This is a genomic window from Halobacterium hubeiense (genome assembly GCF_001488575.1).
Lineage (GTDB): Archaea > Halobacteriota > Halobacteria > Halobacteriales > Halobacteriaceae > Halobacterium > Halobacterium hubeiense.
The window spans coordinates 767,936-794,189 of sequence record NZ_LN831302.1; the positions used below are offsets into that span (position 1 = coordinate 767,936).

Genomic DNA, 26,254 nt, shown 5'->3' on the forward strand with positions numbered 1-26,254 from the left:
TCGCCGACAGTTCCCCGTCACCTTCTTGCGTGTCACCAGCCAACCGAGGGGGCATGGACGCGCGCGGACAGAGCGAGACCATCGGGGTGGTGTTGCTGCTCGCCATCACCGTCGCCGGCGTCGGGGCCGTCGTCGCGGTGGGCGGCAGCGCACTCGACACGGCGCAGGACCAGTCGTCGGTCCAGCGCGCCGAGCAGTCGATGAGTCTCTTCGACGCGCGCACCGCGCTCGTGGCGCTCGGGCGGTCGGACGGCCAGTCGCTGACGCTGGCGAACGCCGAGCGCGGCCGCTACGAGGTGCGGCCGGACACCGGCCGCATGGTGGTCGTCCGCGAGCAGCAGGACGGCACGACGACCGAGTACGTGGACACGACGCTTGGGTCGGTCGTCTACCAGAACGGCGACAGCGAGGTCGCGTACCAGGGCGGCGGCGTGTGGCGCTCCCGGGGCGCGGGCGCGGAGATGGTGTCGCCGCCGGAGTTCAACTATCAGGGCGCGACGCTGACGCTGCCGGTGATTCGCGTGACCGGCGGCGCGCAGTCCGCGGGCGGCGCGCCGACCGCTCGCGTGACGGGCAACGAGGCGGCGTCGAACCGCTCGGTGTTCCCGGGGCCGGGGCGGTCGAACCCGCTGGAGAACGGCACCGTCACCGTCGCCGTGGAGAGCGACTACTACCGCGGCTGGGCGTCGTTCTTCCGGTCGCGGACCAGCGGGAACGTCTCCGTGCTCCCCGACCAGAACCGCGTGGAGCTGGAGCTCGTCGCGCGCGGCGGCGGCGGCCAGTTCACGCTCAGCGACACGCCGCGGCGGCTCCGCGGCGTCGCCGAGACCGACCCCATCGAGTCGCTGTCGTTCACGCTCCGCCCGAAGAACCCCTCGGGGTTCCGGCCGATGGACTGGTCGATGGTCCTCGACAACGGCGGCGACCAGCAGTTCCGCGTCCACATCCCGCGCGGGAAGCCCTGCGAGGGCGAGCCGTTGCCCGTGACCGCCACCTACGAGGACGGCGGGACGACGCACACGTGGGAGAACGACTCCGCGGTGAACGAGTCGGGGACCTCGTTCGTCGCCGACTGCGACGGCGACGAGCCGGTGTTGCATCTCGACTTCACCGGGAACACGTCGCTTCCCTACGAGGGCAGTGACCCGCCGATAGCCAACGACTCCATCGGCGCCATCGTCGACTACGCGTTCGCCGAGATGGGGCCGACGGTCGACCTCCGCGTCGAGAAGCAGGGCAACGGCAACTCCGCGGGCGTCCAGCTGGACGAGTCCAGCGGCGAAGTCGTCTACGACTCCTCCGGCGACCGCGTCGTCACGTTCCTCCACGTCACGGAGAACGCGGTGAACGTGACCGTGGACTGACTACGAGAGTTCGACGTCCACGAAGACCGCCTGCACGTAGACGTCGTCGCCGAGCGCGCACTCGACGCGGCCAGTCCGTCCCTCCGCCGGGCCGTCGCAGTTCGCGCCCAACTCCCCTTCTAGGTATCGCTCCCACGCGGCGGCCCGCGGCGACTCGACGGTGAGGTTCGTCGCCGTCGTGAAGCGCTCGACGTCCCGCGAGGCGACGTCGGTCCTGACGAGCAGGCGCCGCGTGCCGTCCGTCGAAATCTCGCGGCTCGCGGCGCGCGTGACGACCAGCGGGACGAGCGTGCGGTCGCCCGCGGAGACGCGCGGCTCGCCGAACAGCACCGCGCGGTCGCCGTACTCCCGGAACAGCGCGCCGTTCGAGTAGACGAGGCGGTCGCCGTCGTCCGCGCGGTAGACGAGCGGGCTGGTGGTGACCTCGTAGTAGCCGCTGTCGGCGGTCGTGACGTTGAACGTGACTTCCTCGCCGAACCCGAGCGCGCCGTCGGACAGCAACACCTCCGTCGTGCGGCTGGGCGCGCCGCGGACCGCGAGGTCGTCCACGTTCGAGTCGAGGACGTCGAACGCGCGCTCGGTGTTCGCGAACTGCTGGGCGTCCCGCGCGCCGGTGAGCGCGTCGTATCCGCCGACGTAGACGACCGCGACGGTGGAGACGATGATGGCGAAGACGAGGACGAACCCGAGCGCGTCGCTGACCCCGCGGTCGCCCGAGGCGCCGCCGACGCGCACGCTACGCATCCTCGACCTCCAGTTGGTCGCCGTCGTAGCCCACGGCGAAGTCGCCGCCCGAGACGGTCGCGTTCTCGACGGGCGTCTCCGTCTGGAACTCGACGGTGACGGTGACGTCCGAGCGGTCGGCGTCGAGGACGACGGTGTCGTTCCCGGACTCGTTGACCCGCACGTCGTACGCGACGCCCGCGACGCGCGGCGGCGCTTCGACGGCGTACCGGACGCTGCCGCCGTCGCTGGCGCGCGCGAGCGTGTCCGCGGCCGCGAGGTCCGCCGCCACGCGGTCGCCGACGACGCGGAGTTCGGTCTCGACGGCGCGGTCGCGCTGGGTCTCCACGAGCGACCCCGCGGAGAACAGCAGCATCGTCACGAGGATGGCGGCGACGCCGATGTTCAACACGTACCCCAGCGCCGTGGAGACGCCGCGGTCGTCGCGGCGCAGGCTCACATCCGCCACAGTACCACCTCCACTTCGACGACGGCGTACGCGTGGCCGGGCGCGTTCGGCGCGAAGTAGCGCTCGCCGGTCGCGTCGTCGACGTCCGCGAGCGTCTTCGCCGTCGGCTCGAAGCGCGTGCCGTTGCGCTCCGTGACCGACTGGTTGTCGTACAGCGTCACCAGCCGCGTCGCCGCCACCGCGTCCGCGCTCGGGTCGCCGTGGTGGACGACCCGGCGGGTGCGGCGGTCACCGTTCGCGTCCACGTAGTAGGCGTTGACGTTGTACGCGACCGCGCGGTCGCCGAACGTCTCCTCGACGGCCAGCAGGAACGACGCGTTCGGCGGCTCGCCGACGTAGTAGCCGTTGGCGCTCCCGTTCGCGAACGACGCGCCGGTGCCGTTCCAGTAGCGCAGCGTCCGCGAGAGATTGCCGTTCGCGCGCTCGGTCTCCAGCAGGCCGGAGGCGGCGCGCTCGTGTTGGGTCTCGATGTGCTGGCTGGCCGTGCTCGCGGTCAGCGGCGTCACCGCGGTCGCCTGAATCGTGAACGCGACCGTCGCGACCACCAGCAGCGCGGCGGCGACGCCCTCCAGCGTGTGCGCTTGCCCCCGCATGCTACCACACCCTCACGACGAGTTCGTAGCGGTCGCCGCCGACGGTGACGCTCCGCCACGCGACGGTGGCGTCGGCGTCCCCGGGAAGCGACTGGCCGGCCGCCGCGCGCACGTCGTCGATGGTCGCCACGTCGCCGGTCGTGTTCGTCAGCGTGACGTTCACCGACTTGTAGTCGCGCATCGCCAGCTCGCCGACGGCGTCGCCGTCCTCGAAGAACGCGGCCGTCCGCTCCGCGTCGAGGTCGTAGGGGTGGTTCGGTGACGCGAGGCGGTCGGTCGCGAGGTCGTCGGCGACGCGGTTCGCGGAGACAGGGTCGCCGACGTCCGGGTCCGCGAACGGCGTGATGATGCCGGGGACGAACGCGAACGCGAACGCCACGGTCACGAGGAAGATGCTGACGCCCGCGGCGAAGTCCATGGTGGTCTGTGCTCGGGACATGTCAGGCGAACGAGAACGCGACGAGCGCGACGGTCGGCAGCGCGACCGCGAACTTCACGCCCGACAGCAGGCTGGCGTCGCGGATGTACCCCGCGACGAACCCGGAGATAACTCCCTGCATCGTCACCGCGTGGAAGAACATCATCCCCAGCAGCTCGGTGTCGATATCCCCGCCGAAGCTCAACTGGCCGCCGGCGCCGCCCGCGCCCCCGGTCGAGGTCTCCAGCCCGCTCATCGTGCCGAGGAACTTCACCTGGAGGATGAGCATCACCGCCAGCAGCGTGAGGTACGTCATGATGATGATGACGACCTGCATGCGGGCCCGCGAGCGGCGCTCGCGCTCGATGTCGTCCTGATTCTCGCTGGCTTGGGCGGCCGTCGAGAGCACCGCCGTAATCTGGCTGGACGCCTCCTGGGCCTTCGTGATGAGCTTGACCGTGCGGGCGAGCCGCGGGATGTGGTACTTGTTGTTGAACTCGACGAGCGCGCGCTTCAGACTCGTGCCGTAGTTCACCTTCGCGTACATCGTCTCGAACTCCTCGCCGAGCTTCCCGCTGGTGGTCTCCGACACCGCGCCGATGGACTCCAGAATCGTCATTCCGGTGTCGTTCGCGGAGGAGAGCTTCCGGAGGTTGTCCGAGAGCTTGTTCGTGATGCGGCGCCGCGAGCGCACGTTCCACTCGCGGAACACCGCCAGCGGGAACCCGACGAGGTACAGCGGGAGGTAGGCGTAGAGGAACGTCCCCCAGATTGGCGCGTCAACCATGCCGTCCAGCGTCGTCGGCGCGAGGCCCGCGAGGAACGCGTTCGCGACGAGCACGAGCGTCACGGGCACGGTGAACGCGAGCGTGAACAGCGGGTTGTCACGGAAGAAGCGCGCGGGGTGGCGCATCACCTGCATCGTCTCGTAGGTGCCCTCGCGGCGCTTCACGCGGTCGAAAATCGAGTACTCGCCGACGAAGCGCTCCACGAGGCCGAGGCTGAGCAGGCCGGGTTCGCGGCGGCCGGCGTCCTCGCCCTCGAACTCGAGGTAGCCGTCCCCGATTTCGTCCTGCTTGACCGTGGAGACGAGCACGAGAAAGCCCAGCCCGACGATGGGCGTCAGCACGTAGACGGTGGCGTAGAGGAGGCGCATCTGGGCCTGCCCGAGCATGCTCATGATGACGAGGATGATGATGAGCAGCAGCGGGAACAGCGACAGCGTCATGTACATCTCGCCGAACAGCTCCAGCGTGTCGAGCGTGAGCTCCTGTTGCTGTTTGGCGGTGCGCATGTGCTTGTCCTTCTTGTCCGAGAGGAACTCCGTCATGTCTCCGCCGGAGTTGATGATGGAGAGCATGTCCGTCAGGAACTGGCTGAGCTCGTCGCTGGGCGTCTCCATCGAGCGGTTCCGCACCGCCGTCCGGTAGTCGGTGTCGAAGTACTCGGTCTCCTGGACGATGCTGCGGAACTCCATGGCGACCTCGCCGTACGTGTCGTCGGCCTTCGCCATCGCCTCCAGAATCTCCAGTTGGTTCATGCCGCCGATGGACAGCGCGTACATGAAGGAGACGGCGTCCGGCAGCAGCATGTTGATCTCGCGCTCCCGGGAGCTGGACCGCATGTACGGTACGGAGAGCAGGCCGCCGAACCCGACGGTGAAGCCGACGAACCCGAACAGGAGTCCGGTGCCGACCACCAGCGCGGGAATCTTCAGCGCCTGCACGATGGCCAAAAGCGTCTCGTTCGGGACGGGGACGCCGATGAGCGTCTCCGTCTCCACGAGCCCGGTGTAGAAGAGGCCGTAGCCGAGCCCGAGCCCGAGCAGCCACAGGAGGACGCCCGCGACGACGCCGACGCCGATGGCGCGGGAGACGAACAGCTCCACGGGGTCGTCCATGCGGGCTTCCGCGAGCTTCGTCTCCACGTCCGCGACGAAGTCGCTGCCGTCGCTGAACGCCCACTGGTAGACGGGGAAGAACGCGTCCGCGACGGCGTCCGCGCCCTCGCCGAACGACTGCGACCCCGTGCTCATTCGGCGTCCTCCTCACGTTCCGCGCGGTCGCCGTCGCCGGCGGCGGGCTCGAACGCCCCGAACCCGTCGGTGTCGCTGACCGGCTCTATCGCGGGTTCGAGGTCGTCGCCCGCGAACGGGTCCGTCCTCTCACGTTCTGCGTCGCTTCGCTCGCTGCCGGGCGCGAACTCGGCGTCGGTCACTTCCTCGATGGCGGCTTCGAGGTCGTCGGCGTCCAGTCCGCGGGTGTCCGCGACCACGTCCTCGTCGGCGGCGTCGGGCGTGAGCGCGGTCGCCAGCGAGTCCGCGGACTCGCCCTCGAACTCCGCGAGCACGCCGCCCTCCTCGCGGGCGGTTTCGAGGATGTCCTCGGCCTCTTCGAGCACGCTCTCGGAGGGGTTCGGGCGCGGGACCATCGCCTCCTTGTCGGGGTCTACGTCGATGAGCACGCTCTCCATCCCGCGGAGGTCCTCTAAGGCGTCCTCCAGTCGGCCGTTGGCGACGAGCGTGAGGATGGTCTCGGGGTCGTTGATGTACGCCTGCGCGGTCGCGGCGACCTGCGCGTACTCGTTGAGCCCCTGCTCGATGAGGTACGCCAGCAGGACGCGGCGCTCCTGCAGTTGGCGGTCGAGTTCCATCTGGGTCCAGCCGCGGTCGAACTTGATGTCCTCCAGCGTCGAGGAGTCCGCGGTCTGCCGGTAGGAGTCGTCCTCGGGCTCCCACTGGAAGACGTCGTTGACGTTGATTTCGTCGTTCTCCGGGTCGTAGCGGTTGATTTCGGTAATCGAGCGGTTTCGCCGGACCTTCTGTCCGCGCACCCGCGTCTGAGACTGCACCGACACGAGGTCCAGCGCCGTGAACAGCGTCTTCGAGACGTTGATGGGTTCGGTGGTGAAGCGCTTGAGGACCTCGCCGACGTTGTCCGCGTGGAACGTCGTGTACGTGGTGTGGCCGGTGGACATCACCTGGAAGAGCGTGCGGCCCTCCTCGCCGCGCACCTCGCCCATCACGATGTAGTCGGGGCGCTGGCGGAGCGCGGCCTCCAGCAGGTCGAACTCGTCGATGTCGCCGGTCTCGTCCTCGCCGAAGCTCGGGCGCGTGACCGACGCAATCCAGTTGCGCTGGGGCAGTTCGACCTCGCGGGTGTCCTCGATGGAGACGATCTTCGCGTTGCTCGGGATGAACAGCGAGACGGCGTTCAGGCTCGTGGTCTTCCCGGACGCGGTGCCGCCCGCGAACACGAGGCTCTTGTGGGACTCGATGCACAGCCAGAGGAACGCCATCTCGTCGAGGCTGAACGTCTGCCAGTTGATGAGGTCCACGGGCGTGAACGGCACGTCCTTGAACTGGCGGATGGTGTAGTTGGTGCCGTGGTCGCTGACCTCCTGCCCGAGCGTCAGCTGGGCGCGCGAGCCGTCCCGGAGGGTGGCGTCCACCTGCGGCTGGCGCTTCGAGATGCCCTTCCCGGAGCGCTGCGCGAGCTTCACCACGAAGTCGTCTAAGCTCTCGCGGCCGTGGTAGACGTTCGTGATGAGGTTCTCGTAGTCGGTGTGGTAGACGAACACCGGCGAGTCGTAGCCGTCGCAGGAGATGTCCTCGACGTTGATGTCGTGCTTGATGCCGTCGATGCGCTCGTAGCCGATGAAGTTCCGCTGGAGGACGTACAGCAGGGTCTCCACCTGGTACTGCGTGAGCGCGTCCGGGTCCTCCGCCAGCACCGCGGGCTCGGGGCGCGCCATGATGCCGTCGAGGTGGGTGTCGTCGGGTTCGACCGGCGGCTCCCCGCGCCCGACGGCCGCCAGCAGTTTGTCGACGAGCGACTGCTCGCGCCCCACCGGGCCGTCGTAGAGGTCGTAGCGCTCCAGCAGCTTCCGCGTCTCGCGCTCGATGACGCCGCGGCGCTCGGCCTCGTCGCCGGCGGCCGCAACGTCGTTGCTGGCGTACTTGATGGCGGTCCGGAGCTTCTCCGTGAGGAACTCCTGGAGGTCCTCCTCGATGGGGTTCCGGTAGGGCTCCACGAGGTAGTACTTCTTCTCGTTCTCGCGGTCGGAGTGGAAGATGACGACGAACGCGTACGGCTTGTTCACCCAGTAGCGCTCGACCTCCCGGAAGTGGCGCTTCTTCTCCATCGGCACCGCCTTCTCCAGGTCGTAGCGGTTCGCGATGGTGGTCTTCCCCTCGATAGTCGAGAAGAACGCGTCCTCGTCGATGTCCTCGTGGATGTCGACCGTGCGCTCGTCTTCGAGGTCGAGCATCTTGTCGGCGGCGTCGTCTTTCACCGAGAGCCACTGCTCGACGTTCTCCGGGTCGAAGCCGAGGTGCTCCACGGGGTCGAAGCGGACGATTTCGCCGTCGTCGTCGCGCGGTCTCGTCCAGTCGTTGTCGCCGACGTAGTAGTACTCGCGCTTGAAGTGCTCCCACATCCACTCGTCTTTCGCGACCGGCGTCGTCTCGGGGTCGGTGAACTCGTCGAAGTAGTCGTGGAAGTTGCTCGCGCGCCGCGCCGCCGTCGCGAGCACGTCGCCCTTCTCGTCGGGGTCGAACCCGAGGTCGCCGCTCGGGTCGGCCTCGACGGCGTCCCACTTCGGCTCCGGCGGGTCCGCGCCGAGTTCGTCCCACTCGGGGTACGGCGGCTCGACGGTCTCCCTCCTGCCCGCGTCGGCGGCCGCGAGCTCGTGTCTCGTGCGCTCGCGGCGCTGTCGGACGCGGTCGGCGGCGTCGTCGTCGCCGTACTCCTCCAGATAGTCCACCCAGGAGTAGTCGCCGACCGTCGCGCCGACGTCGTACTCGCGGACCGCGGGCGCGAGGTCTTCCCAGTCGTAGTCGCGGTTCCGCGCCCCCGGTGTGCCCTCCGCTGGTGTGCCGTCGGTGCCGCCGCCGGTCGTCGCCCCGCCGGCTTCGGCATCGTCGCCTGCCATTGGCTGGTACTGGCCGGGCAGCGTCAAAAAACCCTTGCGACCAATTACCACGCTCCTTGACACGAACCGGCGGCCGCTACCGGTACTCGTCCACCACGGTGACCTCGCCGTCCGACACCTCGATGTCCACCAGCGCCGTCACGTCGTGGGGCGACTCGGCCATCGCGCTCTCCGAGCCGACCTTCCGGATGACCACCACGACGTCCGCGATGTCCGCGCCGATGCCGTCGAGAGCGTCCGTGAGCGCGCGCAGCGTCCCGCCCGTCGATAGCAGGTCGTCCAGCACGAGCACGCGGTCGCCCTCCTCCACGTCGTTGACGTACATCTCGCCCTCCGAGTAGCCCGTCTCCTGGTGGATTTCGACCTCGCCCGGGAGGCCGTACTCGCGCTTGCGCACGACGGTCACCGGGAGGTCCGTCTGCAGGCTCACCGCCGTCGAGATGTGGATGCCCATCGCCTCCGGGGTCACGATTTTGTCCACGCCTTCGAGGTCCGCGACCCGGGTGATGCCGACGACGACCTCCCGCAACAGCGCGGGGTCGAGCATCGGCACGCCGTTGCTAATCGGGAGGACGACGTACTCGTAGCCGCCCTCCTTCTCGATGACGGGCGCCCGCTGGAAGGACTCGCGTAACCGCTCCATACCCCGCGTTCGCCCGTCGAGCCAAAAGGATGCGGGGTTCGTGTATTTTCAGCAATTACGCTGGTTTCACCACTAACGCTCTTTGCGGTGGAGGCCCTACGTCCACCCGAGATGTCCATCGACCGCGAAACCTTCGAGAACGCGAGCGAGGACGAACTCGCGGGACTGTCCGTTCCCGAGCGCGTCCTCGGCTTCCTCGCGAGCCACGACGGCCACGCGTTTGAAGCGAGCGAGATTGCCGCTCGCCTCGAACTCGACGACGGAGCGGTCAGTACCGCCCTCACGCGGCTCAAGGACCGCGACCTCGTCGAACACAAGGCGACCTACTGGGCGGTCACCGACGACGAGCAGCGACTCGCGGCGTACGACGGCTACGAGCGCGCGACCTCGCTGTTCAACGAGCAACTCGGAGAGGAGAACGCGGACGCTTGGCGCGAGCAGTCGCCCGAGGGAGCGCACCCGAGCGTCGACGACGAACAGTGAGCGACGAGGAACCGACGCCGACTTTCGAACCGGGCGACGTCGTCTACGGCGCCGACCCGTTCGACGGTGACAAGCAGGCGCGCCCGTGGCTCGTCCTCTCGAATCACGAGGACCGACCGTTCCACGGCGAACAGTACATCGCAGTCACGCTGACGACGAAGTCGTGGCTGGATGGCCTCCTCGAAATCCCGGACGACGACTGGATACGTGGTGGAACGCCCGAACAGAGCCGCATCGTTTCGTGGGGCGTCCAATCGCTCAGTTCCGACGACATCGCGTTCTGGCAAGGACGGCTGACGCAACGCCTCGTCGACGACGCCGTCGCGTCACTGGTCGACGAACTCCGCCAGTAGCTACCGGGCTGTCGATTCGCCGCTCAGACCGACACGTCCGAGAAGTCGAAGAACGCCGTCTCGTAGCCCTCGTGGCGCGAAATCTGCGGGGGCGTCTCCACGCTCACGGTCGCGTTCTCGATTTCCTCGCCCGCGGAGACGACCGCGCCGTAGTGGTAGCCGAGGTCGGCGTCGAGCGTCGGCACGAGGTCGCCGTCGAAGACGCGCTCGCCGCCCGCGTCGGCGGTCGCGGACAGCGACGCGCTCGGGAGCACGAACCGGTTGTGTGGCGTGCGCAGCGACGCCGCCACGTACGTCTCGTCGTCGCCGGCCGCGAGGTCGCCGAACTCGCTCGTGGTTCCGACGACCAGCTTCGCGCCGCCTGTCTCGCCGCTCCCGATGACCCGAATTGGGAACGAATCCTCCGGAGGCACCTGCGAGAGCGTCGCGCTCTCCATGTCCATCGGGTCGACGGCGCCTTCCGTGCCCTCGCGGTCGGCGGGGATGTCCTCGAACGGGAGGTCGTCGAGCGCGCCGCGGTCGAACGTGAACGAGAAGTCGAACTCCACGGGGTCCGTGGCGACCGACTCGCCGCTCGACCGGCGCGTGGTCGGCGGGACGACGCGCACGGTCACGTCGTAGTTGCCCTCCGGGCCGAGCGCGACGTTGTCGCCGTGGTGGACGCCCATCTGCTGGGAGAGCATCTGCCACGGCGTCACCGACGACGTCTCGTCCTCCGGGCCGGTGTGCTCGATTTCGACGTTCGCTTCCGGTAGCACCGTTCCGGTTTCCGTGTCCCAGACGGCGACCATCAGGTGCACGTCGTCCTCGCCGCGGACGTTCACGCGGTCGGTGTCCGTCGTGCGCACCAGCCAGAAGCGGTGCGGGAACGTGTAGGTGAGCGCGCACGCGTACCGGCCGCTGGTCTGCATCCCCGCCATCTCCATCCCCTCGACGTGCGAGGGGACGTAGGCGGCCTCGGGGCGGTTCTCGGGGAGCGGCGGCTCGCGGGTCGCCCGCTCGGTTTCGAGGAAGCCCAGACAGCCCGCACTCGCGGTCAGTCCCGCAGCGCCCGCGGCCGCGAGGAACGCGCGCCGGCTCGGCTTACGCATCGCCGCCCTCCGGGGTGGGGAGCGCGCGCTTCGACCGCGGCGGCAGCAGGTAGTTGCCGCGGTGGGTGACCGAGAGGTACTGGCGGATGCCGTTGTTCTGCGTGCGCCCGACCGGCGTCTCGCCGCTGACGTCGGTGGCGTTCATCGCCTCGCGGGTGCGCTCGAAGTCCGCGATTTCGCGCTGGAGCGCGAGGAAGTGCACGCCCGCGCGCCCGCCGTCCGTCGAGTCGAAGTCCCGCCGGAGGATGACCGGGCGGCCGTCCTCGCGGACGCGCTGGAGCTTCTGGCCGTGGCCGACGACGCCGCGCTCGCTACCCGTCTCCACAGGGTCGCCACAGCCGCCGAGCTGGGGGCTGTCGCCGAGGTTCTCGCCCGTCTCCTCGACCGCGCCGCTGTCGGCGTGCGCGGGACAGAACATCTGCGCGACGCGGGACTCCCTGTCGTCCTGCTCGTACCACTGCGTGAGGTTCAGGTCGATGTGGGAGACGTGCTGGGTGGTGCCGCCCGCGAACGGCCCCGACTGGATGGTGACGCGGTCCTCGGTCGCCTGACTCTTCTCGAAGTCCGACTTGAAGCCCATGTACAGCGGCGCGTCCTCGGGCACGGGCTCGGAGTCGGGGACGCCGCCGGTGTCCTGATTCTCCGCCGGCAGGCCCTCGCCGACGAACCCGGAGCGCCGGTCAGCGACCGTGAACGCCTCGGTGAGCGCGGCCTTGACTTCGACGCCGTTGGCGGTGTCGCGGTTCCCGCGCATCGCTTCCTCGGCTTCGAGGACGGCGCTGGCGTGGTCGCTGGCGAGGTGGAGGAGCGCGTCGGGGTCGTCCAGCGCGGGGTCTTCGAGGTCCGAGAGCGGCCGCGGCTCCGGGAGGTCCACGGCGTCGGGGAGTTCGGCGTCGAAGCGCTGGAAGTACGCCGGCGAGTAGCCGAGCGTGAACAGCAGGCCGTCGTTCGAGCGCTCGTAGGCGCGTTCGAGCGCGCGGAGCGCGGTTTCGACGGTCTCGCGGGCCTCGTCGGTGGGTTCGCCGTCGAGGTCGAGGTGGACGAGCGCGTGGTGGCGCGGCGGCAGCGCGTTCCCCGCGTCGTCCCGCGAGAGGGCGTCGTTCCACGCGTGCTGGCGCTCGGGCAGCGACGCGGGGTCGTCCACGCCGGCTGGAATGTCGGCGTCCTCGCGGTCCACGCAGGCGGCGAGTGCGCTCGCGCCGCCGATGGCGACCGCGGACTTGAGGAACGCGCGGCGGCTCACGCCGCGGGAGTCCGGGAGCATACGCGAGGGCTAGGCCTTCACGCGAAAAGCCGTTCTGGTGCGCGCGTCGAATTCGACGCGCGCACCAGAACCCGCAAGCCACTGCGCGCGAGAGACCGACTATGCATCCGCTCCGCGCCACGGGCCGCGCCGGCGCCCTCCTCGCCGCCGTCGCCGCGCTCGCGAGCCCGGCCGCCGCCCACTCCGGCACCACGCACGCCGGCACCCCGCACTGGCTGTTGTTCGCGCTCGCGTTCCTCGGCGTCGGCGTCGCCGTCGTCGCGATGGCCGCGTACCGCCGCGGCCGCATCGCCGGCACGACGGGGGCCGCCGCGGGCCTCGTCGCCGCGCTCGCCGGTGGGTTCGGGCTCGTCGGCCTCGTCGAACTGCAGGTCGTCGCCGACACCGGCCCCCAGATTCGCTCCATCTACCCGACGCTGAGTCTCGTCGTCGGCGCCGCGATGGCGGTCGGGAGCCTCGTCGTCGGCCGCCTGCGGTGGCCCGACCGCCCGCGCTACGTCGCGCTCGGCGTGTTGCTCGCGGCGTGGGTCGTCTACCCCGTCGTGATGCCGAACGGCGGCACCTACCACGCCCTCGGCTACGCGCTCGTCGCGACCGTCGTGTTCGCGGTGGGCTACGTCCTCTACAGCGACGCGTGGGGCGTCGTCCAGAGCCTGCGCCGCGACCGCCGGCCGCTCGGCGCGGGCCTCGCCGCGGGCGCGCTGTTCGTCGGCTTCTTCGCGTTCTCCGCGGGGACGCTCACCCTCAACCCCGACGCCGGCATCGGCGCGCCCACGGAGTCACTGGTGGTGTTCCTCCCGGTCGCGGACCCGCTGGTCGCGTGGCCGGCCGTCGAGTTCGTCTTCCCGTCGGTCCCGCTGGCGGGGTTCGTCTCCGTCGGCACCGTCGTGCTGATGGGGCTGCTCGGGAGCCTCGTCGCCGTCAACGTCGGCGTGCTCGTCCAGCAGGCGCGCGCCGACAGCGCCGCGGACGGCGGCACGTCCGCGCTCGGGATGGTCGCCACGACCGGCGCGACCGCGTGCTGTTGCTGTGCGCCCGCGTTCTACGGCGTGCTCTCCGTGCTGTTCGGCGCTGCCGCCACCCCCGCGTACTGGGCGTTCCTCGACCCGACCTCGCCCGTCGGCGGCGTGTTCTTCGCGGCGAGCGTCGTGCTGTTGCTCGGGAGCATTATTCGCGCGACGGGCGGCGCCCGGTCGGTCGCCTAGTCGAGGAAGTCGTCGAGCAGGCGCTCGAAGCGGTCCACGAACCGGTCGGCCACCGAGGGGTCCACGTCGGCGAGCAACTGGACGGTCGCTTCGGGCCGCACGAGGGCCAGCGTGACGCGGTTGCGCGCGTCGCGGCGCTTCTCTACGACGTCGCGGGCGGTGAGCGCGTCGAGGTGGTGTTCGAGCGTCGAGCGCGCGACGCCGACGCCCTCGGCGACCGCGGCCGGCCGCGAGGGGCCCGCGTCGAGGAGGTACGAGAGCGCGTCCCGGGCGGTCTCGCGGCGCGCGAGCGCGACGACGCCGCGCTCCCAGTCGTCGTACTCGGGCGGGAAGTAGTGCGTGCGCCCGGAGACGCGTTCGACCGCGAGGTCGCCCGCGCTGACGAGGCGGCGGGCGTGGTGCTGGACCTGCCCGGGCGCGAGGTCCGTCCCCCGAACGACCGCGTTGAAGTGGACGCCGGGGTCGTCGCGGACGTGCGCGGCGATGCGGTCGCGGGCGTCGGTCACCGCCCGCCACCTCCGGCGGTCGTCGCGGCGACCGAGCGCGCGTACCAGACCGCGGCAATCACCAGTCCCGCCATCAGGACGTCGAGGCCGTGTTCGAGAACGTGGTGGACGTCGCCCGCGAGCAGGCCGCCGACGCTCGCGCCGGCGACGACCGAGCGCGCCAGCAGTGCCGCGAGCGCGAGCGCGACCAGCAGGTAGGGGCGGGAGCGCCGCCGCAGGAACGCCACCAGCGCCGCGGCCGTGAGCAGGGCTGACGCCACGCCGGCGGCGGCGAGCGCAAAAACGAGCGGAACGTCCAGTCCCGCGGTCTGCGCGTGGGCGACGGGGAGCACGCCCGACGGTTGGGCGGCGGCGAGTGTAGGTCGTTCGGTTCCGCGGGCCAGCCCGTGCGCTCGCCTACCGTGGTGGCGGACAACGCTTAACACCACGCGGCGCCACCTTCCGGTATGGACGATATTTTCGTCGGCCGACTGATGTCGGACAGCATCCACACCGTCACCCCGGACACGCTCGTCGAGGACGCCGCCGACGTGATGCGCGACAACAGCATCGGCTCGGTCGTCGTCGTCGACGAGAACGGCCACCTCGAAGGCATCCTGACGAACACCGACTTCGTCACCATCGTCGCCAAGAGCAAGCCGAAGGCCCAGACCACCGTCGAGCGCTACATGACCACGGACGTCGTCACCACGACCGCACAGGAGTCCATCCGCGACGTCGCGGACGCGATGCTCGAACACGGCTTCCACCACATGCCCGTCGTGGACGACGACGACAACGTCATCGGGATGATTACCACGACCGACCTCGCCTCGTACATCTCCACCGTGCAGACGCCCAGCCCCGCCTGACGCGCCGACAGTTCTGCGACCCGGCGAGCCTCGCCGCGTGACCAACTACCACGCCCCCAGCGCGCGAACACGTACTCGCATGGCAGATTCTCACAGTCACGACCACGAGCCGGGCCACCACCACGAACACGTCGATGCGACCGTCGAGGACCACGACGACTGGGCGCGGCGCCGCCGCAAGGGGATACCCACCGACAAGCAGCTGCTGGTCGTCGCGTGCATGGACGAGCGCATCCCCGTCGAGGACGCGCTCGGCATCGAGCTCGGGGACGCCCAGATTTTCCGGAACGCCGGCGGGAAGGTCACCGACGACGTGATTCGCTCCGCGGCGCTGACCACCCAGTTCTTCGACACCGAGGAGATAATCGTCGTCAACCACACCGACTGCGGGATGATGAGCGCGCCCGACGACGCCGTCGTCGAGGGGCTGGAGGAAGCCGCCGGCGGCGACCTCGACGACGTGGACCTCGACCCCGCGCTCTCCGAACTGTCGATTGGCGACGCCTCCGTCGCCGACTGGGTGCGCATGACCGACGACATCGACGAGGCGTGCGCCGCGCAAGTCCGGTACCTCGACGAACACCCGCTCGTGGACGCGACCGTCCACGGCTACGTCTACGAGGTCGAGAGCGGGACGCTTCGCTACCCCGGTGGGCGCATCGCCGAGGACATCAGCACGCGCGTCGAGGACTGACGCTCACTCGGTGGCGAGCAGCCAGCCCGCGAGGACGGCGGCGGCCGCGAGCGCCGCGAACAGCACGCCGAACGCCGCGCGGAAGCCCGCGCGCTCGGAGGCGAACCCGACGACGGCGGGGGCGACCGCGCCCGCGCCCATCAGTATCGTCCGCGCGACGCCGAGCCCGCCGCCCGCCAGCGAGTCCGGCACCACGTCCACGAGGTAGACGCCGCGAACCGGCCGGAAGCCGTGGCTCCCGAGGCCGAACGCCACGACCGTCGCGCCGAGCGCGAGCGGCGAGCCCGCGACAAGCAGGCCGAACAGGCCCGCGGTCGCGAGCGCGAGCGTCGCGGCGACGACCGCGAGCGGGCTGAACCGGTCGCTGAGTTCGCCGGTCGTCAGCTGGACGAGGCTCACCGCGAACAGCGCGCTGTACAGCAGGCTCGCGGTCGCGCCGTCGAGGCCCGCGGCGTCGGCGAGATACAGCGGGAGGAACGCGACGACGCCGTTGTACGCGAACGAGAAGCCGACCGTGACCAGCAGGAACGCGCCGAAGCGCCGGTCGCCGAGCAGCGCGCGGTAGTCCGCGAGCGCCGCGGCGCCGTCGGTCGAATCCCCGGCCTCGTCTCCGTCAGTCGCGGCGACGTCGTCGGGGGTGCGAAGCCAGAACGCGACCGCGAGCGCGAGTCCGGTGACGCCGCCGCCGAGGAAGAGTGCCCGCCACCCGGGGTCGGCCGCGACGGCGACGACGACCGCGGGCGCGACCACGCCGCCGAACGCCCCGAACGTGTCGTGGACGCCGAGCGCGCGCCCGCGCCGCGACGGGTACAGCGTCGCTAGCAGGTCCACCGCGACGGTCTTGTGGACGCCCGTCCCGACGCCGACGAGCACCATTCCCCCGATCAGCACCGCCAGCGGCCCCGGTATCGACAGGAGCAGCGCCGCGACGCCCGCGACTGTCACGCCCGCGGCGACCACGCGCGCGGCCCCCACGCGGTCGGCGACCACGCCCGCGGGGAACTGCAACAGCGCGTACACCAGCATCATCGCCGTGAACGCCGCGCCCAGCACGCCGTTCGAGACGCCGTAGAGGTCGCGCAGCTGCGGGAACAGCGGCGGGAACGCGTACCGCAGGAACTTCGCGAGGAACCAGATGCCCGACGCCACCAACAGCACGTCGAAGCCAGCTCGCTCCCCGTCGGTCGTTCCGGGTGCGTGCATCGGTTCGTGCGGGACCACTCGGGTCGCGCGGAAATACGTCCCGGAGCGATTCCGGGCTGCGCTCCGTTACGTCAGAACCCCCAGCGCAGGCCCGCCATCGTCCCGAGGATGGCGACCATGAGCGCGAGCTCGACGAGGCTCAACATTCCGTACTTCTTGTTCAGCGAGGCGAGGCGCTCGTGGTCCGTGTCGTCGGCGGCGATTTCGTCGAACATCCCGGACGTGAACGTGTGGAGCGGGCCGAAGCCGAGCGCGAGTAGTGCGGCGGCGAGCGCGAGCGCCGCCCACAGCGACGGCGTCGGCGACGCCCACAGCCCCATCATGCTCGCGAGCCCGATGCCGGACCCGACGACGCCGACGGACACCGGCTCCATGAGGAGGTTCATCCGCGGGACGAACCCCGCCGCGAACTCCGCGTTCGCCTCCTCGGAGAGGCTCCCCATGACCGGCCCCAGAACGACGGCGCCGAGCACCGCCGTCCCGAACCAGAACGCCCCGAGGAAGAGGTGGACGGTGAACATGACTCGGGCGTCCCCCGAGACGTACCCGAGCACGGGCAAAATCAAGGGGACGACGACCGCGCCGGCCGCGAACGGCCGGCTGGCGGCGTCGACCATCGAACTGTAGCGTTCGCGCCTGTTCGCGGGTCGCTGTGCGTCCGTCAGTGACATCGATCGAGCCCCCTCACAACGAATGGTAGCTGAACTGACACTCGGATAAGTGATGGGGCTAGAACAACTGTTGGCGGGCTGCGAGCGTCAGTAGAGTCGCTCGGTGGCTATCTCCGCGCCCTCGGCGAGCGCGTCGAGCTTCTTCCACGCGATTTTGGGGTGGACCATGCCGAGGCCGGCCTGCGTGCCGAACCCGCAGTCGGGCGCGGCGACCAGCGGCGTGTCGTCGTCGACGGCGTCGGCGACGCGCTCGATGCGGTCCGCGATGGTCTCGGGGTGGTCGACGACGTTCGTCTTCACGTCCACGACGCCCGGAATCAGATCCCAACCGTCCGGCACGGGGTGTTCGGCGAACGCGCGGTACTCGTGCTGGTGGCGGGGGTTGGCCTGCTCGACGCTGAGGCCCGTGATGTCGGCCTCGTAGATTGCCGGCAGCAGCTCCGCGAGCCCCGTGTCGAGGTGGTGGGGGCCCTCGTAGCTCCCCCAGCAGGTGTGGAGCCGGACCTGCTCGGCGGGGACGTTCGACAGCGCCTCGTTGAGCGCCTCCACGTGGAGGCGGGTCGTCGCCTCGATTTCGTCGAGGGAGGCGTCCGCGTACTCGCCGGTGTGACCGACCGTGAGCAGCTCCGGCGCGTCGATTTGGAGGGTCGTCCCGGTGTCGGCGACGAGCTCGTACTCCTCGGCCATCGCGTCCGCGACGGCGAACAGGTACTCCTCGTAGTCGCCGTAGTAGTCGTCGACGTGCGTCGCGGTGACGACGCTCGGCGACGCCGACGTGACGAACGTGTCCTCGAAGTCCGCATCGACGTCGTCGAGGGCGGCCTCGAAGCCGTCGAGTTCGGCCTTCGCGTCCTCGTGGCCGGTGTACTCGACGGGGCCGGTGACGACCGGCTGCATCGAGAGGTCGATGACGTCCGTCTCGAACGTCTCGGCGGCGTAGTCGGGGAACTCCTGGAGGTCCGCCCACAGCTCCTGCTCGCGCTCGCCGTCGATGCCGCTGAGGCGGTCCGCGACGTACCAGTTGAACGAGACGCGGGACTGCTCGCCGTTGTTCGCGACGTCGAGGCCGACCTCGGCCTGCCGCTCGACGACGTCGCGCGTGGCGTCCGCGACGGTCGCGTCCCACTCGTCGGGGTCGACTGTCTCGCCGTCCTGGCGCCGTTCGAGGAGGTCAAGCAGTGCCGGCGGTCGGGGGAGGCTACCGATGTGCGTCGTGCGAATCCGGTCGTTCGCCGTCATTAGATACTCACGTGAGTAATACGCACTCGAATAAATATAACCAACGGTATTCGAACTCGCCGCCGTCGGGTATTGGTTCGGTCTTCGTGTCGGCGCCGAGAGCGCGGTCGGACCCGCCGAAACACAGCTATTATTGGCGTACGGCCGCCCCCTTCGAGTGTACCTAATGGGTTTACGTACCGCGGTTCGGCGGGAAGTGACGGCGCTGTGGGGCGGCGGGAAGGGCGTCTCCCTCGTCGCCGTCGCCACCGGCTGGGGCCTGCTGAACGGCGGGCGGATGGTCTACCCAGTCATCATCCCCTACCTCCAGACCGACTACGGGCTCTCCCTCACGGTGTCGGGCCTGCTCGTGACCGTGCTGTGGTTCTTCGCGGCAATCGGCCAGCTCCCCGGCGGGATGCTCGCCGACCGGTACGACGAGCGCGCGCTCATGGCCACCAGCACCGTGGTCGTCGCCGCCGCGCTCGGCCTCGTCGTCACCTCGTCGTCGCCGCTCGTCCTGTTCGCGGCGACCGCCGCGTGGGGGCTCGGCCACTCGCTGTACCCCATCGCCCGAATCACGATCCTCTCGAAGCTCTACACGCAGCGCCTCGGCAGCGCGCTCGGCGTCACGATGGCGACCGGCGACATCGGACAGACTGTCCTCCCGCCGATTGCCGCCGCGCTCGCCGCCGCCGTCGCGTGGCAAGCCGGCCTCGGCTTCGTCGCACCGCTGCTCGTCGTCGCCGGCGTTCTCGTCTACGCCACCACGCCCGACGACGCCGACGAGGACGGAGACGCCGACGCGGACGACGACGAGAGCACGCAGTCCCTGCGGGACGCCGTCGACGTCCTCGCGGAACTCCGCACCCCCGAAATCGGGTTCATGACGGTCATCCTCTTCCTCTACATGTCCATCTGGCAGTCGTTCACCGCGTTCTACCCGACCTACCTCACGTCGGTGAAATCCCTGTCCACCCAGCAGGCGAGCGTGCTGTTCGGGTTCTTCTTCGCGGTCGGCGTGCTCGTCAAGCCGCTGGCCGGCGCCGCCTACGACCGCGTCGGGATGCGCCGCTCGCTCATCGGCATTCTGCTCCCGGCCGCCGCGGGCTTCCTCCTGTTGCCCGTCGTCTCCGGCGTCTGGCCGCTCGTCGGCGTCACCGCGCTCGTCAGCACGATGCTCGGCACCGGCGCCGTCACGCAGTCGTTCCTCGCGGAAGCGTTCTCCGAGGCGACGCAGGGCACCGGCCTCGGCGTCATCCGCACGCTCACCGCGTCGCTGGCCGCCGCCGGCCCCGTCGTCTTCGGCGTCGTCGGCGACCACGGCTACTTCGACGAAGGCTACGTCTTCCTCGCGGTCGTCATGGCCGCCGTCATCGCGCTCACGTACCGGATGCCCGAATCGACCTGAGTGCAGGTGCGTGTCGTCCGTTGCTCTGGACGCACAACTCCGTGGTTGTGGACTAATAGGCCTCCTCGAATTCTAAAAAGCTCTGAAGGATATCGAGAAGTAAAATAACAGACATTCCCCAAGCAGCGTGTTTATAGGGCAAGTAGCCGTGGGCAATCTTGTTTCGGATATTCTGACCCGATAGCTCGCAGTATCGGAATTGAATGTATCTGACCCAAGCCTCTCTAACCTCGTCTTCGATTTGATAAACTAAGCTTGATAGGGGCCTACGACCGAGTTCACCAGTCTCTTCATCTCTACTTAGGATGCTTTTTCCATTCGCTGCAGCTAGTTCTCTCGTAACTGCTTCAAATTGAGTCATCCCAAGATGAACCGCCGCAGAATGATTATTCTCAAATAGTTGTATAATGAAATCGGTCAGATAGGCGTGTGTATTAGCGGGAAGAGTCTTCCTTCTATTAAAAAGAATAAACAAGTCGGGCTCAGTAATTAGTCCGCGATTTTGTAACCGATACCAAATGTCCTGTCTGATATTTTGAGTGAACTGGACTGAGAATCTGTAGGTCTGAGGAAATTCTACACCTTGTTCTTGTGAATAAGACTCTCCTGCTTCAGAAATGGTTCTACCCTGTACTATCGACATTATTCCGCCTGACGAACGCCGTCTTGCATCTTCGATACTTGGGACAAGTAAATCTCGATGATTGACAAGCCACTTGATTGCAAAAATGGTACTCCGTTCCTGTGACCATTCCTGAAATTGGTCAACAATATCTTCTACGGCGGAATCTAGTTCATTTAGTTCTTCATCTGATGGGGTATGCGAGAACTCCGCCATTTGCTCAATACTTTTCTTGTTCCCATCAATAAATTCGGACTCCCATTGAGATCTCTGCTGTTGGCTAACCCACTGATCGCATTCAGCTATCGCCTCCCTTGCGGCGGTAGCCCGATGTGAATGATTCCCCTTCTTTTGATAAAATTCAATCTCCCTATTATACGTGTCAATAATCGAGTTAATGGCAACGCGTGCATCTAGTTCCTCATTATCTCGTATTTCGTGTATCTTCCGCCAAATTTCCCGAGAACTTTTGAAATCATTCTGGTTTTGTTTCTTTTCTGCTACTTCATGGAGATGCTGAATTAGCGCCTTTAGAGCTTCCTCACCAGACACAGAATGTATGTTCTCGATGACTGCATCTACGATGTCGAAGACGTATCCAATCGGGATTGAATCTCCTTTTTCAATTAGAAAGTGTATGCCCAATTTGAGTTCCGCGGCTAATTCATTCTCGTGATTCAAACTACTCAATAGCTCGATCCGGGCCGTAATCAGAGTATAAAAAACGGAATCCCAATCCTCTTTGATGGCCTCGTCTATTGATTTACGAAGAGCATCCAGCGCAGGTTCTGCTCCATCTCGATAGTCACCACATTCTATCCATTTTGAAAGTCCAACTATAGAATCGAGAATTGAGTGTTCAATATCGAATTCAATAATATCCGCCCGGATTTCTTCTGGTGAACGACCCCAGTCCTGACGGAGTTCTCTTATGACCGAGGAAAGTGCGACATCAAACTTCGAATTTTGTGGCCCAGAGTTCAGCAAAGACTCTAGTTCTTCTGATAGTCGCATCTTCCTATCTGATAATATTGGAACATTATCGTTCCACCGGTTCAAAAATGGCTTGGTGAATCAATAGAAACGAATTAGCGAATTGGCCCTACAGTGATTCATTCGGATTCTGGTGGCCCTAACATAGCTTCGGTAAAGCCGTAAGTGAGGACGAGAGCGCCCAGTAGCACCCATACCCACACAATATTGGTCATTTGTCCTGAAGATGAAACCTGAACAAGAACACCTGCAATCGACCCACCTAATACAGTTTTTACGGCTTCCCTCGTCAATCTGGCCCAATTCAGATTTCGAGGGCTAACCTTGAAATCGAACATATGCGTTCTGTGAAGCAACTAAAGTTAGAGCTGGCGAATATCTAATCATCCGCACATAGATCGGAGAACCGAACGCGTGAAGTTCCTCACGTGGGCGCGGTAGCGCGCCACGTCGGTTACTGCCGAATTAACACACGCGTAGCTCCGTGACACAAACACACGTGGACTCGTCGGGATTTGAACCCGAGGCCTTCCCCGTGCCAGGGGGATGATCTACCACTGATCTACGAGCCCTCGAACGCATTCCAACGTTTTCCGCGGTCGTTGATAAACCCCGCGAATTCGTCCGGCGGCGTCGCGGGGAGATGAAAACCCTTTACGTGCCCGAGGGCGTTCTCGCCTGTAGGGAACCACACGGCCGTAGATCCGACAGCGCCGCGCTGGCTCGGGCGCAAATTGCGTCCGCTGGCGTGGCTTGGGACTGCGGTAGTGTTCCGGCACCAGTCGGTGCCGTCAGCGTTTCGTGTAGTTCCAATCCGAACAATGGCACGAATGCACACGCGCCGCCGCGGGTCGTCCGGCTCGGACCGCCCGGCGGCAGACGAACCACCGGAGTGGAGCGACGTAGACGAAGACGCAATCGAGGACCGCGTGGTGGAGCTCGCCGAGCAGGGGCACGACCCCTCGCAGATCGGCCTGAAGCTCCGCGACGAGGGCGTGCAGGGCACGCCGATTCCGGACGTCAAACTGGCGACCGGGAAGAAGGTCACCGAGATTCTCGAGGAGAACGACGCCGAACCGGACCTCCCCGAGGACTTCCGGAACCTGCTGGAGCAGGCCGTTCGCCTGCGCGAGCACGTTCAGGAGAACGGGCAGGACCACCAGAACAAGCGCGCGCTCCAGAACACGGAGTCCAAGATTCGTCGCCTCGCGGACTACTACCGCGGCGACGAGCTCGACGAGGACTTCAAGTACTCCTACGAGAACGCGGTCGAACTGCTCGAATAGATGGCGACGACGGGACGCACCACAGCTGCGACCGAGCCCGACGCCGAGTCGGTGCTTGCCGACGCGGAGTTCGTCCGCGTGGCGGCGGCGCCGACCGGCGGGAGCATCGCGGCCGCCGCGATGCTCGCCGGGGCGTGCGGCGAGCACGACGTACCGTATCAGGTGCGCGTGACTCGCACCGCGCCGTCGGCGCCGGACGCGGCAGAGACGTCCCTCGTGGCCGTCGGCGTCGAGTCGCCGGCCGCCGACGCGTCGTTCGTCGAGGACGCGCCGAACGCGGCCTTCGACGCGGCGCGGGAAGCCGGCGCGGACCCCGACCCAGTGGTGGCGTTCGCGGGCGCGCTCGCTGACGGCATGGAGCCGTCCAGCGACGTCCGGGAGGCCGCCGGGTTGACACGGCGTTCAGGCGTCGGGATTCCGACTGCGGACCTCGCGGCTGGTCTCGCGCACTCGACGCGCGTTCACGCGTCGTTCTCGGGGGACGAGCAGGCGGCGGGCGCGACGCTCGCCGAACTCGGCCTCCCGCCGGAACTGGACGAGGCGGCACAGCGCCGCCTCGCCTCGGCAGTCGCGCTCGACGCGACCGGCGAGACGGCGCGCGCCGCAGACCGCGTCGCGGACGTCCTTCGCCCGCACGAGACACCCGCCGGCCCCTTCGAGACCGTCGAGGGGTTCGCGGACGTGCTCGGCGCGCTGGCCTGGGACGCGCCCGGCTTGGGCGTCGCACTTGCGCAGGGAGCGGTCGACGAGCCGACCGCGCTGGACGCGTGGCGCGACCACGCGACCGACGCGCACGCGGCGGTCCGACGCGCGGACCCGTCGCGGTACAGCGCCGTCGAAGTCGTCGAGGCCGACGCCGCGCAGCCGACCGTCGCGCGACTCGTCCGGGACTACCGGGCGCGCGAGCGAGCGGTGCTCGTCGTCGGTGACGACACCGCCGCGCTCGCGACGACCGACGCGGACGCCCGCGACGTCCTCCCGAACGGCGTGGGGACGGCGACGCTGGCGGTCGCAGACGCCGAACCGAATCTCGTAGAGACCGTGCGGGGTGAACTGTGACGCGGCACGCGACGATCACGACCGCGGTACCGAACCCGGAGCTCGTCGCAGCCGCCGTCCGCCCCGACAACACCGCCGAGATGGACACGCAGGTCACCGAGGACGCCGTCGTCACGCGCATCGAGCGCGAGGACACCGGCGGCCTCCAGTCGACCGTCGACGACTACGTCGTGAACGTCACGGTGGCACGCGAAGTCGCACAGCACGCAAACCGACACACGACAAACGAATCATGAGCGAACGTTCCGTATCCAAGCAGAACCAAGAGAAACGGTGGTACACCGTGCTCGCGCCGGAGGAGTTCGACCGGCAGGAGCTCGGCGAGACGCCCGCCGAAGAGCCAGAACAGGTCTACGACCGAACCATCGAGACGACGCTCGACGAACTCGTCGACGGCGGCGAGAACAACGTCAAGCTCACCTTCCAGGTGGACGACGTCGGCAGCGACACCGCCTCGACTGAGTTCGTGAAGCACGAGCTCACGCGGGACTACAAGCGCAGTCTCGTGCGCCGCGGGTCGTCGAAGATCGGCGTGACCATCACGGTCCTCACGACGGACGACTACCGCGTGAAGATTCAGCCGGTCGCGTACACCACGAAGCAGGCCGACCAGAGCCAGCAGAAGGCCATCCGCCGCACGATGATCGACCTCGTCGAGGAAGCCGGCGAGGAGCGCACGTTCGAGGCGCTCATCGACTCCATCACGGAGGGCCGGCTCTCCTCGGCCATCTACGACGAAGCGAACACGATCTACCCGCTTCGCCGCGTGGAAGTCCAGAAGGCGACGCTGGAAGCGCCGCCCGAGGAAGTCCACGAGGAAGAGGAGACGTCCGTCGGCGTCGAAGACGAAGCCTAACCGCTTCCGAACACGTCCAACACTTTTCGCGCGCTACGTCGCCAGCGACGCCGCCGGCGGTCGCGTCACTCGGTGACGACGACCTTCCCGAGCATCCCCGCGCCCTCGTGGGGGATGCAGACGTAGTAGTGGTCGCCGGCCACCTCGAAGGTGTGCTCGTAGGTCTCGCTCGGCCGGACGATGCCGCCGCTGCCGATGCTGTTCTCCCACGCCTCGCGGGCGGCCTGCTCGCTGTCGAAGCCGCCGGACGCCCAGTACTCCGCGCCGTCGGGGATGCCGTCCCCGTAGGCGGTGACGGTGTGGTTCCGGGAGCCGGTGTTCGCCCAGACGACGGTGTCGCCGACTGCCGCCTCGAACGTCGGCACGTCGTTCCCCTCGACGGCGGGCTCGGGGACGAACGCGTTCGACTGCATCCCGATGTCGTACTCGGAGCTGGACAGCGACGGGCCGATACAGCCGGCCAGCGCCGCTGCGACGCCAGCCCCTGCTGTGGCGAGGAACGCCCGGCGTTGCATACTCGACAGTCGGTCCGTCGGCCATTTATACGACGCGGTCGCGCCGACGCGACCCCGAACCGGTGACAGCCCGGCGACACGACGACGGCTGGGATGTAAACACGTAAGGACGCCTGCCGAGATGCGTCGAACATGCAACCCCGCTTCGTCGGCCGGTTGGGCGTCGCGGACGCCGTGACAGCGGCGAACGCGGCGCTCGGCTTCGTGGCCGTCGTGGCGGCGACCGTCGACGTGGCGCTGGCCGCGCGGCTGGTGTTGCTCGCCGCCATCGCGGACGGCCTCGACGGCGTGCTCGCGCGCAAGTACGGCGGGACGCCGGCCGGCGAACACCTCGACTCGCTGGCGGACGTGGCCTCGTTCAGCGTCGCGCCCGCGTTCCTCGTCGCTGTCGTCGCGCGGAACGCGTGGGGCTTCGAGAGCGCGTGGGGGGTCGTCGCGCTCGCGGCGTGCGCGCTGTTCGTCGCCGCGGGCGTCGTCCGCCTCGGGCTCTACACGGCCTACGACACGGGCAACGACCACACGGAGGGCGTGCCGACGACGCTCGCCGCGACCCTGCTGGCGGCGGGCGTCCTCGCCGGCGTCGGCCATCCGCGCATCGTTGTCGCCGCCGTCGCCGTACTCACGCTGCTGATGGTGTCCCGAATCACGTACCCCGACCTCTACTCGCGGGACGCCCTCGCGATGGGCGCCGTGCAGGCCGCCGCCGTGCTCGCGCCCACGCTCGGCCCGCGGCTGTTCCCGCGCGCCCTGCTGGCGTGGGCGACCGCGTACCTCCTCCTCGCACCGCGATTCTACTGGCGGGGCGAAGGGAAACGCTCATAGGCGCGCTAG

27 protein-coding genes, 1 tRNA gene and 1 pseudogene are annotated in these 26,254 nt (G+C 68.0%); 12 read left to right on the forward strand and 17 right to left on the reverse strand.

All coding sequences use genetic code 11. From position 1 onward, the window contains the following. The first annotated feature begins 53 nt into the window (after positions 1–53). Positions 54–1,364 carry a DUF7289 family protein gene (locus HHUB_RS03930; RefSeq protein WP_059056295.1) on the forward strand — a complete coding sequence of 437 codons (1,311 nt, stop codon included), beginning with the start codon at positions 54–56 and terminating at the stop codon, positions 1,362–1,364. On the opposite strand, the gene HHUB_RS03935 is transcribed toward HHUB_RS03930, so the two are convergent. The 7 genes and pseudogenes from HHUB_RS03935 to hpt all read right to left on the reverse strand — a co-directional run bounded on the left by HHUB_RS03935 (position 1,365) and on the right by hpt (position 9,142). Next, entirely contained in the window at positions 1,365–2,108 is a 744-nt protein-coding gene (locus tag HHUB_RS03935) for a DUF7289 family protein (protein WP_059056296.1), read from the reverse strand. Then, a complete protein-coding gene (locus tag HHUB_RS03940) occupies positions 2,101–2,556 on the reverse strand; it encodes a DUF7266 family protein (protein ID WP_143416408.1) in 456 nt (151 codons plus the stop codon). The genes HHUB_RS03935 and HHUB_RS03940 overlap by 8 nt, the downstream gene beginning before the upstream one ends. Then, positions 2,544–3,149, reverse strand: a complete 606-nt coding sequence (locus tag HHUB_RS03945; protein WP_059056298.1) for a DUF7288 family protein — start codon at positions 3,147–3,149, stop codon at positions 2,544–2,546. The genes HHUB_RS03940 and HHUB_RS03945 overlap by 13 nt, the downstream gene beginning before the upstream one ends. Position 3,150: 1 nt before the next feature. Next, positions 3,151–3,588 (reverse strand): DUF7287 family protein, encoded by a 438-nt coding sequence (locus tag HHUB_RS03950; protein WP_449271432.1) that lies wholly within the window; start codon positions 3,586–3,588, stop codon positions 3,151–3,153. Between the two features lies 1 nt (position 3,589). Further along, positions 3,590–5,602: a type II secretion system F family protein gene (locus tag HHUB_RS03955; protein WP_059056300.1), complete on the reverse strand. Its 2,013-nt coding sequence runs from the start codon at positions 5,600–5,602 to the stop codon at positions 3,590–3,592. Positions 5,603–5,622: 20 nt separating this feature from the next. Beyond that, a pseudogene (locus HHUB_RS03960) lies at positions 5,623–8,499 on the reverse strand (type II/IV secretion system ATPase subunit); the annotation flags it as partial. A gap of 76 nt (positions 8,500–8,575) precedes the next feature. Continuing rightward, positions 8,576–9,142: a hypoxanthine/guanine phosphoribosyltransferase gene (gene hpt, locus HHUB_RS03965; protein ID WP_059056302.1), complete on the reverse strand. Its 567-nt coding sequence runs from the start codon at positions 9,140–9,142 to the stop codon at positions 8,576–8,578. A 111-nt stretch (positions 9,143–9,253) separates the two neighbouring features. Between hpt and HHUB_RS03970 the strand changes: the two genes are divergently transcribed. Next, on the forward strand, positions 9,254–9,625 hold the full coding sequence (locus HHUB_RS03970) for a MarR family transcriptional regulator (protein ID WP_059056303.1): 372 nt from the start codon (positions 9,254–9,256) through the stop codon (positions 9,623–9,625). Next, the gene (locus HHUB_RS03975; RefSeq protein WP_059056304.1) at positions 9,622–9,978 is read left to right on the forward strand and encodes a type II toxin-antitoxin system PemK/MazF family toxin; all 357 of its coding nucleotides are present in this window, start codon (positions 9,622–9,624) and stop codon (positions 9,976–9,978) included. Before HHUB_RS03970 ends, HHUB_RS03975 begins: the two co-directional genes overlap by 4 nt. 23 nt (positions 9,979–10,001) lie before the next feature. Here the strand turns inward: HHUB_RS03975 and HHUB_RS03980 are convergent, their stop codons facing one another. Next, positions 10,002–11,069: an iron transporter gene (locus HHUB_RS03980; RefSeq protein WP_059056305.1), complete on the reverse strand. Its 1,068-nt coding sequence runs from the start codon at positions 11,067–11,069 to the stop codon at positions 10,002–10,004. After that, complete coding sequence (locus HHUB_RS03985) at positions 11,062–12,333, reverse strand: DUF7405 family protein (protein ID WP_059056306.1); 1,272 nt, start codon at positions 12,331–12,333, stop codon at positions 11,062–11,064. Before HHUB_RS03985 ends, HHUB_RS03980 begins: the two co-directional genes overlap by 8 nt. Before the next feature lie 101 nt (positions 12,334–12,434). Between HHUB_RS03985 and HHUB_RS03990 the strand changes: the two genes are divergently transcribed. Then, positions 12,435–13,538 (forward strand): hypothetical protein, encoded by a 1,104-nt coding sequence (locus HHUB_RS03990; RefSeq protein ID WP_059056307.1) that lies wholly within the window; start codon positions 12,435–12,437, stop codon positions 13,536–13,538. Here the strand turns inward: HHUB_RS03990 and HHUB_RS03995 are convergent. Both HHUB_RS03995 and HHUB_RS04000 read right to left on the reverse strand, forming a co-directional pair. After that, a complete protein-coding gene (locus HHUB_RS03995) occupies positions 13,535–14,044 on the reverse strand; it encodes a winged helix-turn-helix transcriptional regulator (RefSeq protein ID WP_059056308.1) in 510 nt (169 codons plus the stop codon). The genes HHUB_RS03990 and HHUB_RS03995 overlap by 4 nt on opposite strands. Further along, positions 14,041–14,376 (reverse strand): DUF7471 family protein, encoded by a 336-nt coding sequence (locus tag HHUB_RS04000; RefSeq protein WP_059056309.1) that lies wholly within the window; start codon positions 14,374–14,376, stop codon positions 14,041–14,043. The genes HHUB_RS03995 and HHUB_RS04000 overlap by 4 nt, the downstream gene beginning before the upstream one ends. Positions 14,377–14,490: 114 nt before the next feature. On the opposite strand from HHUB_RS04000, the gene HHUB_RS04005 reads away from it, so the two are divergent. Continuing rightward, positions 14,491–14,895: a CBS domain-containing protein gene (locus HHUB_RS04005; protein ID WP_059056310.1), complete on the forward strand. Its 405-nt coding sequence runs from the start codon at positions 14,491–14,493 to the stop codon at positions 14,893–14,895. Positions 14,896–14,974: 79 nt separating this feature from the next. Beyond that, positions 14,975–15,589, forward strand: coding sequence for a beta-class carbonic anhydrase (locus HHUB_RS04010; RefSeq protein WP_059056311.1), 615 nt, complete (start codon positions 14,975–14,977; stop codon positions 15,587–15,589). A 3-nt stretch (positions 15,590–15,592) separates the two neighbouring features. On the opposite strand, the gene HHUB_RS04015 is transcribed toward HHUB_RS04010, so the two are convergent. From HHUB_RS04015 to HHUB_RS04025, 3 genes are all read right to left on the reverse strand, one after another. Beyond that, positions 15,593–16,792 carry an MFS transporter gene (locus tag HHUB_RS04015; protein ID WP_059056312.1) on the reverse strand — a complete coding sequence of 400 codons (1,200 nt, stop codon included), beginning with the start codon at positions 16,790–16,792 and terminating at the stop codon, positions 15,593–15,595. Positions 16,793–16,863: 71 nt separating this feature from the next. Continuing rightward, the gene (locus HHUB_RS04020; protein ID WP_059056313.1) at positions 16,864–17,463 is read right to left on the reverse strand and encodes a hypothetical protein; all 600 of its coding nucleotides are present in this window, start codon (positions 17,461–17,463) and stop codon (positions 16,864–16,866) included. 87 nt (positions 17,464–17,550) lie between these two features. Continuing rightward, positions 17,551–18,702, reverse strand: a complete 1,152-nt coding sequence (locus tag HHUB_RS04025; protein WP_059056314.1) for a cobalamin-independent methionine synthase II family protein — start codon at positions 18,700–18,702, stop codon at positions 17,551–17,553. 166 nt (positions 18,703–18,868) lie between these two features. On the opposite strand from HHUB_RS04025, the gene HHUB_RS04030 reads away from it, so the two are divergent. Continuing rightward, entirely contained in the window at positions 18,869–20,092 is a 1,224-nt protein-coding gene (locus tag HHUB_RS04030; RefSeq protein WP_179204582.1) for an MFS transporter, read from the forward strand. A 52-nt stretch (positions 20,093–20,144) separates the two neighbouring features. Here HHUB_RS04030 and HHUB_RS16525 read toward each other — a convergent pair whose 3' ends face one another. After that, the gene (locus HHUB_RS16525) at positions 20,145–21,728 is read right to left on the reverse strand and encodes a hypothetical protein (RefSeq protein WP_143416410.1); all 1,584 of its coding nucleotides are present in this window, start codon (positions 21,726–21,728) and stop codon (positions 20,145–20,147) included. A gap of 479 nt (positions 21,729–22,207) precedes the next feature. Next, positions 22,208–22,279 (reverse strand) — tRNA-Ala (locus HHUB_RS04035). Positions 22,280–22,528: 249 nt separating this feature from the next. Here HHUB_RS04035 and HHUB_RS04040 point away from each other — a divergent pair. From HHUB_RS04040 to HHUB_RS04055, 4 genes are read left to right on the forward strand one after another with little or no spacing between them, the layout of a single operon-like run. Beyond that, a complete protein-coding gene (locus HHUB_RS04040; RefSeq protein ID WP_059056315.1) occupies positions 22,529–22,993 on the forward strand; it encodes a 30S ribosomal protein S15 in 465 nt (154 codons plus the stop codon). Then, positions 22,994–24,052, forward strand: coding sequence for a hypothetical protein (locus HHUB_RS04045; RefSeq protein ID WP_059056316.1), 1,059 nt, complete (start codon positions 22,994–22,996; stop codon positions 24,050–24,052). It abuts the gene before it with no gap. After that, positions 24,049–24,288, forward strand: a complete 240-nt coding sequence (locus HHUB_RS04050) for a KEOPS complex subunit Pcc1 (protein ID WP_059056317.1) — start codon at positions 24,049–24,051, stop codon at positions 24,286–24,288. The genes HHUB_RS04045 and HHUB_RS04050 overlap by 4 nt, the downstream gene beginning before the upstream one ends. Beyond that, positions 24,285–24,908 (forward strand): 30S ribosomal protein S3ae, encoded by a 624-nt coding sequence (locus HHUB_RS04055; protein WP_059056318.1) that lies wholly within the window; start codon positions 24,285–24,287, stop codon positions 24,906–24,908. Before HHUB_RS04050 ends, HHUB_RS04055 begins: the two co-directional genes overlap by 4 nt. Positions 24,909–24,973: 65 nt before the next feature. Here the strand turns inward: HHUB_RS04055 and HHUB_RS04060 are convergent, their stop codons facing one another. Beyond that, positions 24,974–25,423 carry a plastocyanin/azurin family copper-binding protein gene (locus HHUB_RS04060; protein WP_059056319.1) on the reverse strand — a complete coding sequence of 150 codons (450 nt, stop codon included), beginning with the start codon at positions 25,421–25,423 and terminating at the stop codon, positions 24,974–24,976. Between the two features lie 132 nt (positions 25,424–25,555). Here HHUB_RS04060 and HHUB_RS04065 point away from each other — a divergent pair, with 132 nt between their 5' ends. Beyond that, entirely contained in the window at positions 25,556–26,245 is a 690-nt protein-coding gene (locus tag HHUB_RS04065; protein WP_059056320.1) for a protein sorting system archaetidylserine synthase, read from the forward strand. Positions 26,246–26,254: the final 9 nt, after the last annotated feature.

What these genes read in the sequence shown, in the direction of transcription:
- HHUB_RS04060 (WP_059056319.1), bottom strand. Translation starts at nt 25,423, where the DNA reads ATGCAACGCCGGGCGTTCCTCGCCACAGCAGGGGCTGGCGTCGCAGCG.
- HHUB_RS03950 (WP_449271432.1), bottom strand. Translation starts at nt 3,588, where the DNA reads ATGTCCCGAGCACAGACCACCATGGACTTCGCCGCGGGCGTCAGCATC.
- HHUB_RS03990 (WP_059056307.1), top strand. Translation starts at nt 12,435, where the DNA reads ATGCATCCGCTCCGCGCCACGGGCCGCGCCGGCGCCCTCCTCGCCGCC.
- HHUB_RS03985 (WP_059056306.1), bottom strand. Translation starts at nt 12,333, where the DNA reads ATGCTCCCGGACTCCCGCGGCGTGAGCCGCCGCGCGTTCCTCAAGTCC.
- HHUB_RS03930 (WP_059056295.1), top strand. Translation starts at nt 54, where the DNA reads ATGGACGCGCGCGGACAGAGCGAGACCATCGGGGTGGTGTTGCTGCTC.
- HHUB_RS04025 (WP_059056314.1), bottom strand. Translation starts at nt 18,702, where the DNA reads ATGACGGCGAACGACCGGATTCGCACGACGCACATCGGTAGCCTCCCC.
- HHUB_RS04030 (WP_179204582.1), top strand. Translation starts at nt 18,869, where the DNA reads ATGGGTTTACGTACCGCGGTTCGGCGGGAAGTGACGGCGCTGTGGGGC.
- HHUB_RS04055 (WP_059056318.1), top strand. Translation starts at nt 24,285, where the DNA reads ATGAGCGAACGTTCCGTATCCAAGCAGAACCAAGAGAAACGGTGGTAC.
- HHUB_RS04045 (WP_059056316.1), top strand. Translation starts at nt 22,994, where the DNA reads ATGGCGACGACGGGACGCACCACAGCTGCGACCGAGCCCGACGCCGAG.
- HHUB_RS04065 (WP_059056320.1), top strand. Translation starts at nt 25,556, where the DNA reads ATGCAACCCCGCTTCGTCGGCCGGTTGGGCGTCGCGGACGCCGTGACA.
- hpt (WP_059056302.1), bottom strand. Translation starts at nt 9,142, where the DNA reads ATGGAGCGGTTACGCGAGTCCTTCCAGCGGGCGCCCGTCATCGAGAAG.
- HHUB_RS04015 (WP_059056312.1), bottom strand. Translation starts at nt 16,792, where the DNA reads ATGCACGCACCCGGAACGACCGACGGGGAGCGAGCTGGCTTCGACGTG.
- HHUB_RS03970 (WP_059056303.1), top strand. Translation starts at nt 9,254, where the DNA reads ATGTCCATCGACCGCGAAACCTTCGAGAACGCGAGCGAGGACGAACTC.
- HHUB_RS03980 (WP_059056305.1), bottom strand. Translation starts at nt 11,069, where the DNA reads ATGCGTAAGCCGAGCCGGCGCGCGTTCCTCGCGGCCGCGGGCGCTGCG.
- HHUB_RS03955 (WP_059056300.1), bottom strand. Translation starts at nt 5,602, where the DNA reads ATGAGCACGGGGTCGCAGTCGTTCGGCGAGGGCGCGGACGCCGTCGCG.
- HHUB_RS04005 (WP_059056310.1), top strand. Translation starts at nt 14,491, where the DNA reads ATGGACGATATTTTCGTCGGCCGACTGATGTCGGACAGCATCCACACC.
- HHUB_RS03935 (WP_059056296.1), bottom strand. Translation starts at nt 2,108, where the DNA reads ATGCGTAGCGTGCGCGTCGGCGGCGCCTCGGGCGACCGCGGGGTCAGC.
- HHUB_RS04020 (WP_059056313.1), bottom strand. Translation starts at nt 17,463, where the DNA reads ATGTCACTGACGGACGCACAGCGACCCGCGAACAGGCGCGAACGCTAC.
- HHUB_RS04010 (WP_059056311.1), top strand. Translation starts at nt 14,975, where the DNA reads ATGGCAGATTCTCACAGTCACGACCACGAGCCGGGCCACCACCACGAA.
- HHUB_RS16525 (WP_143416410.1), bottom strand. Translation starts at nt 21,728, where the DNA reads ATGCGACTATCAGAAGAACTAGAGTCTTTGCTGAACTCTGGGCCACAA.
- HHUB_RS04040 (WP_059056315.1), top strand. Translation starts at nt 22,529, where the DNA reads ATGGCACGAATGCACACGCGCCGCCGCGGGTCGTCCGGCTCGGACCGC.
- HHUB_RS03945 (WP_059056298.1), bottom strand. Translation starts at nt 3,149, where the DNA reads ATGCGGGGGCAAGCGCACACGCTGGAGGGCGTCGCCGCCGCGCTGCTG.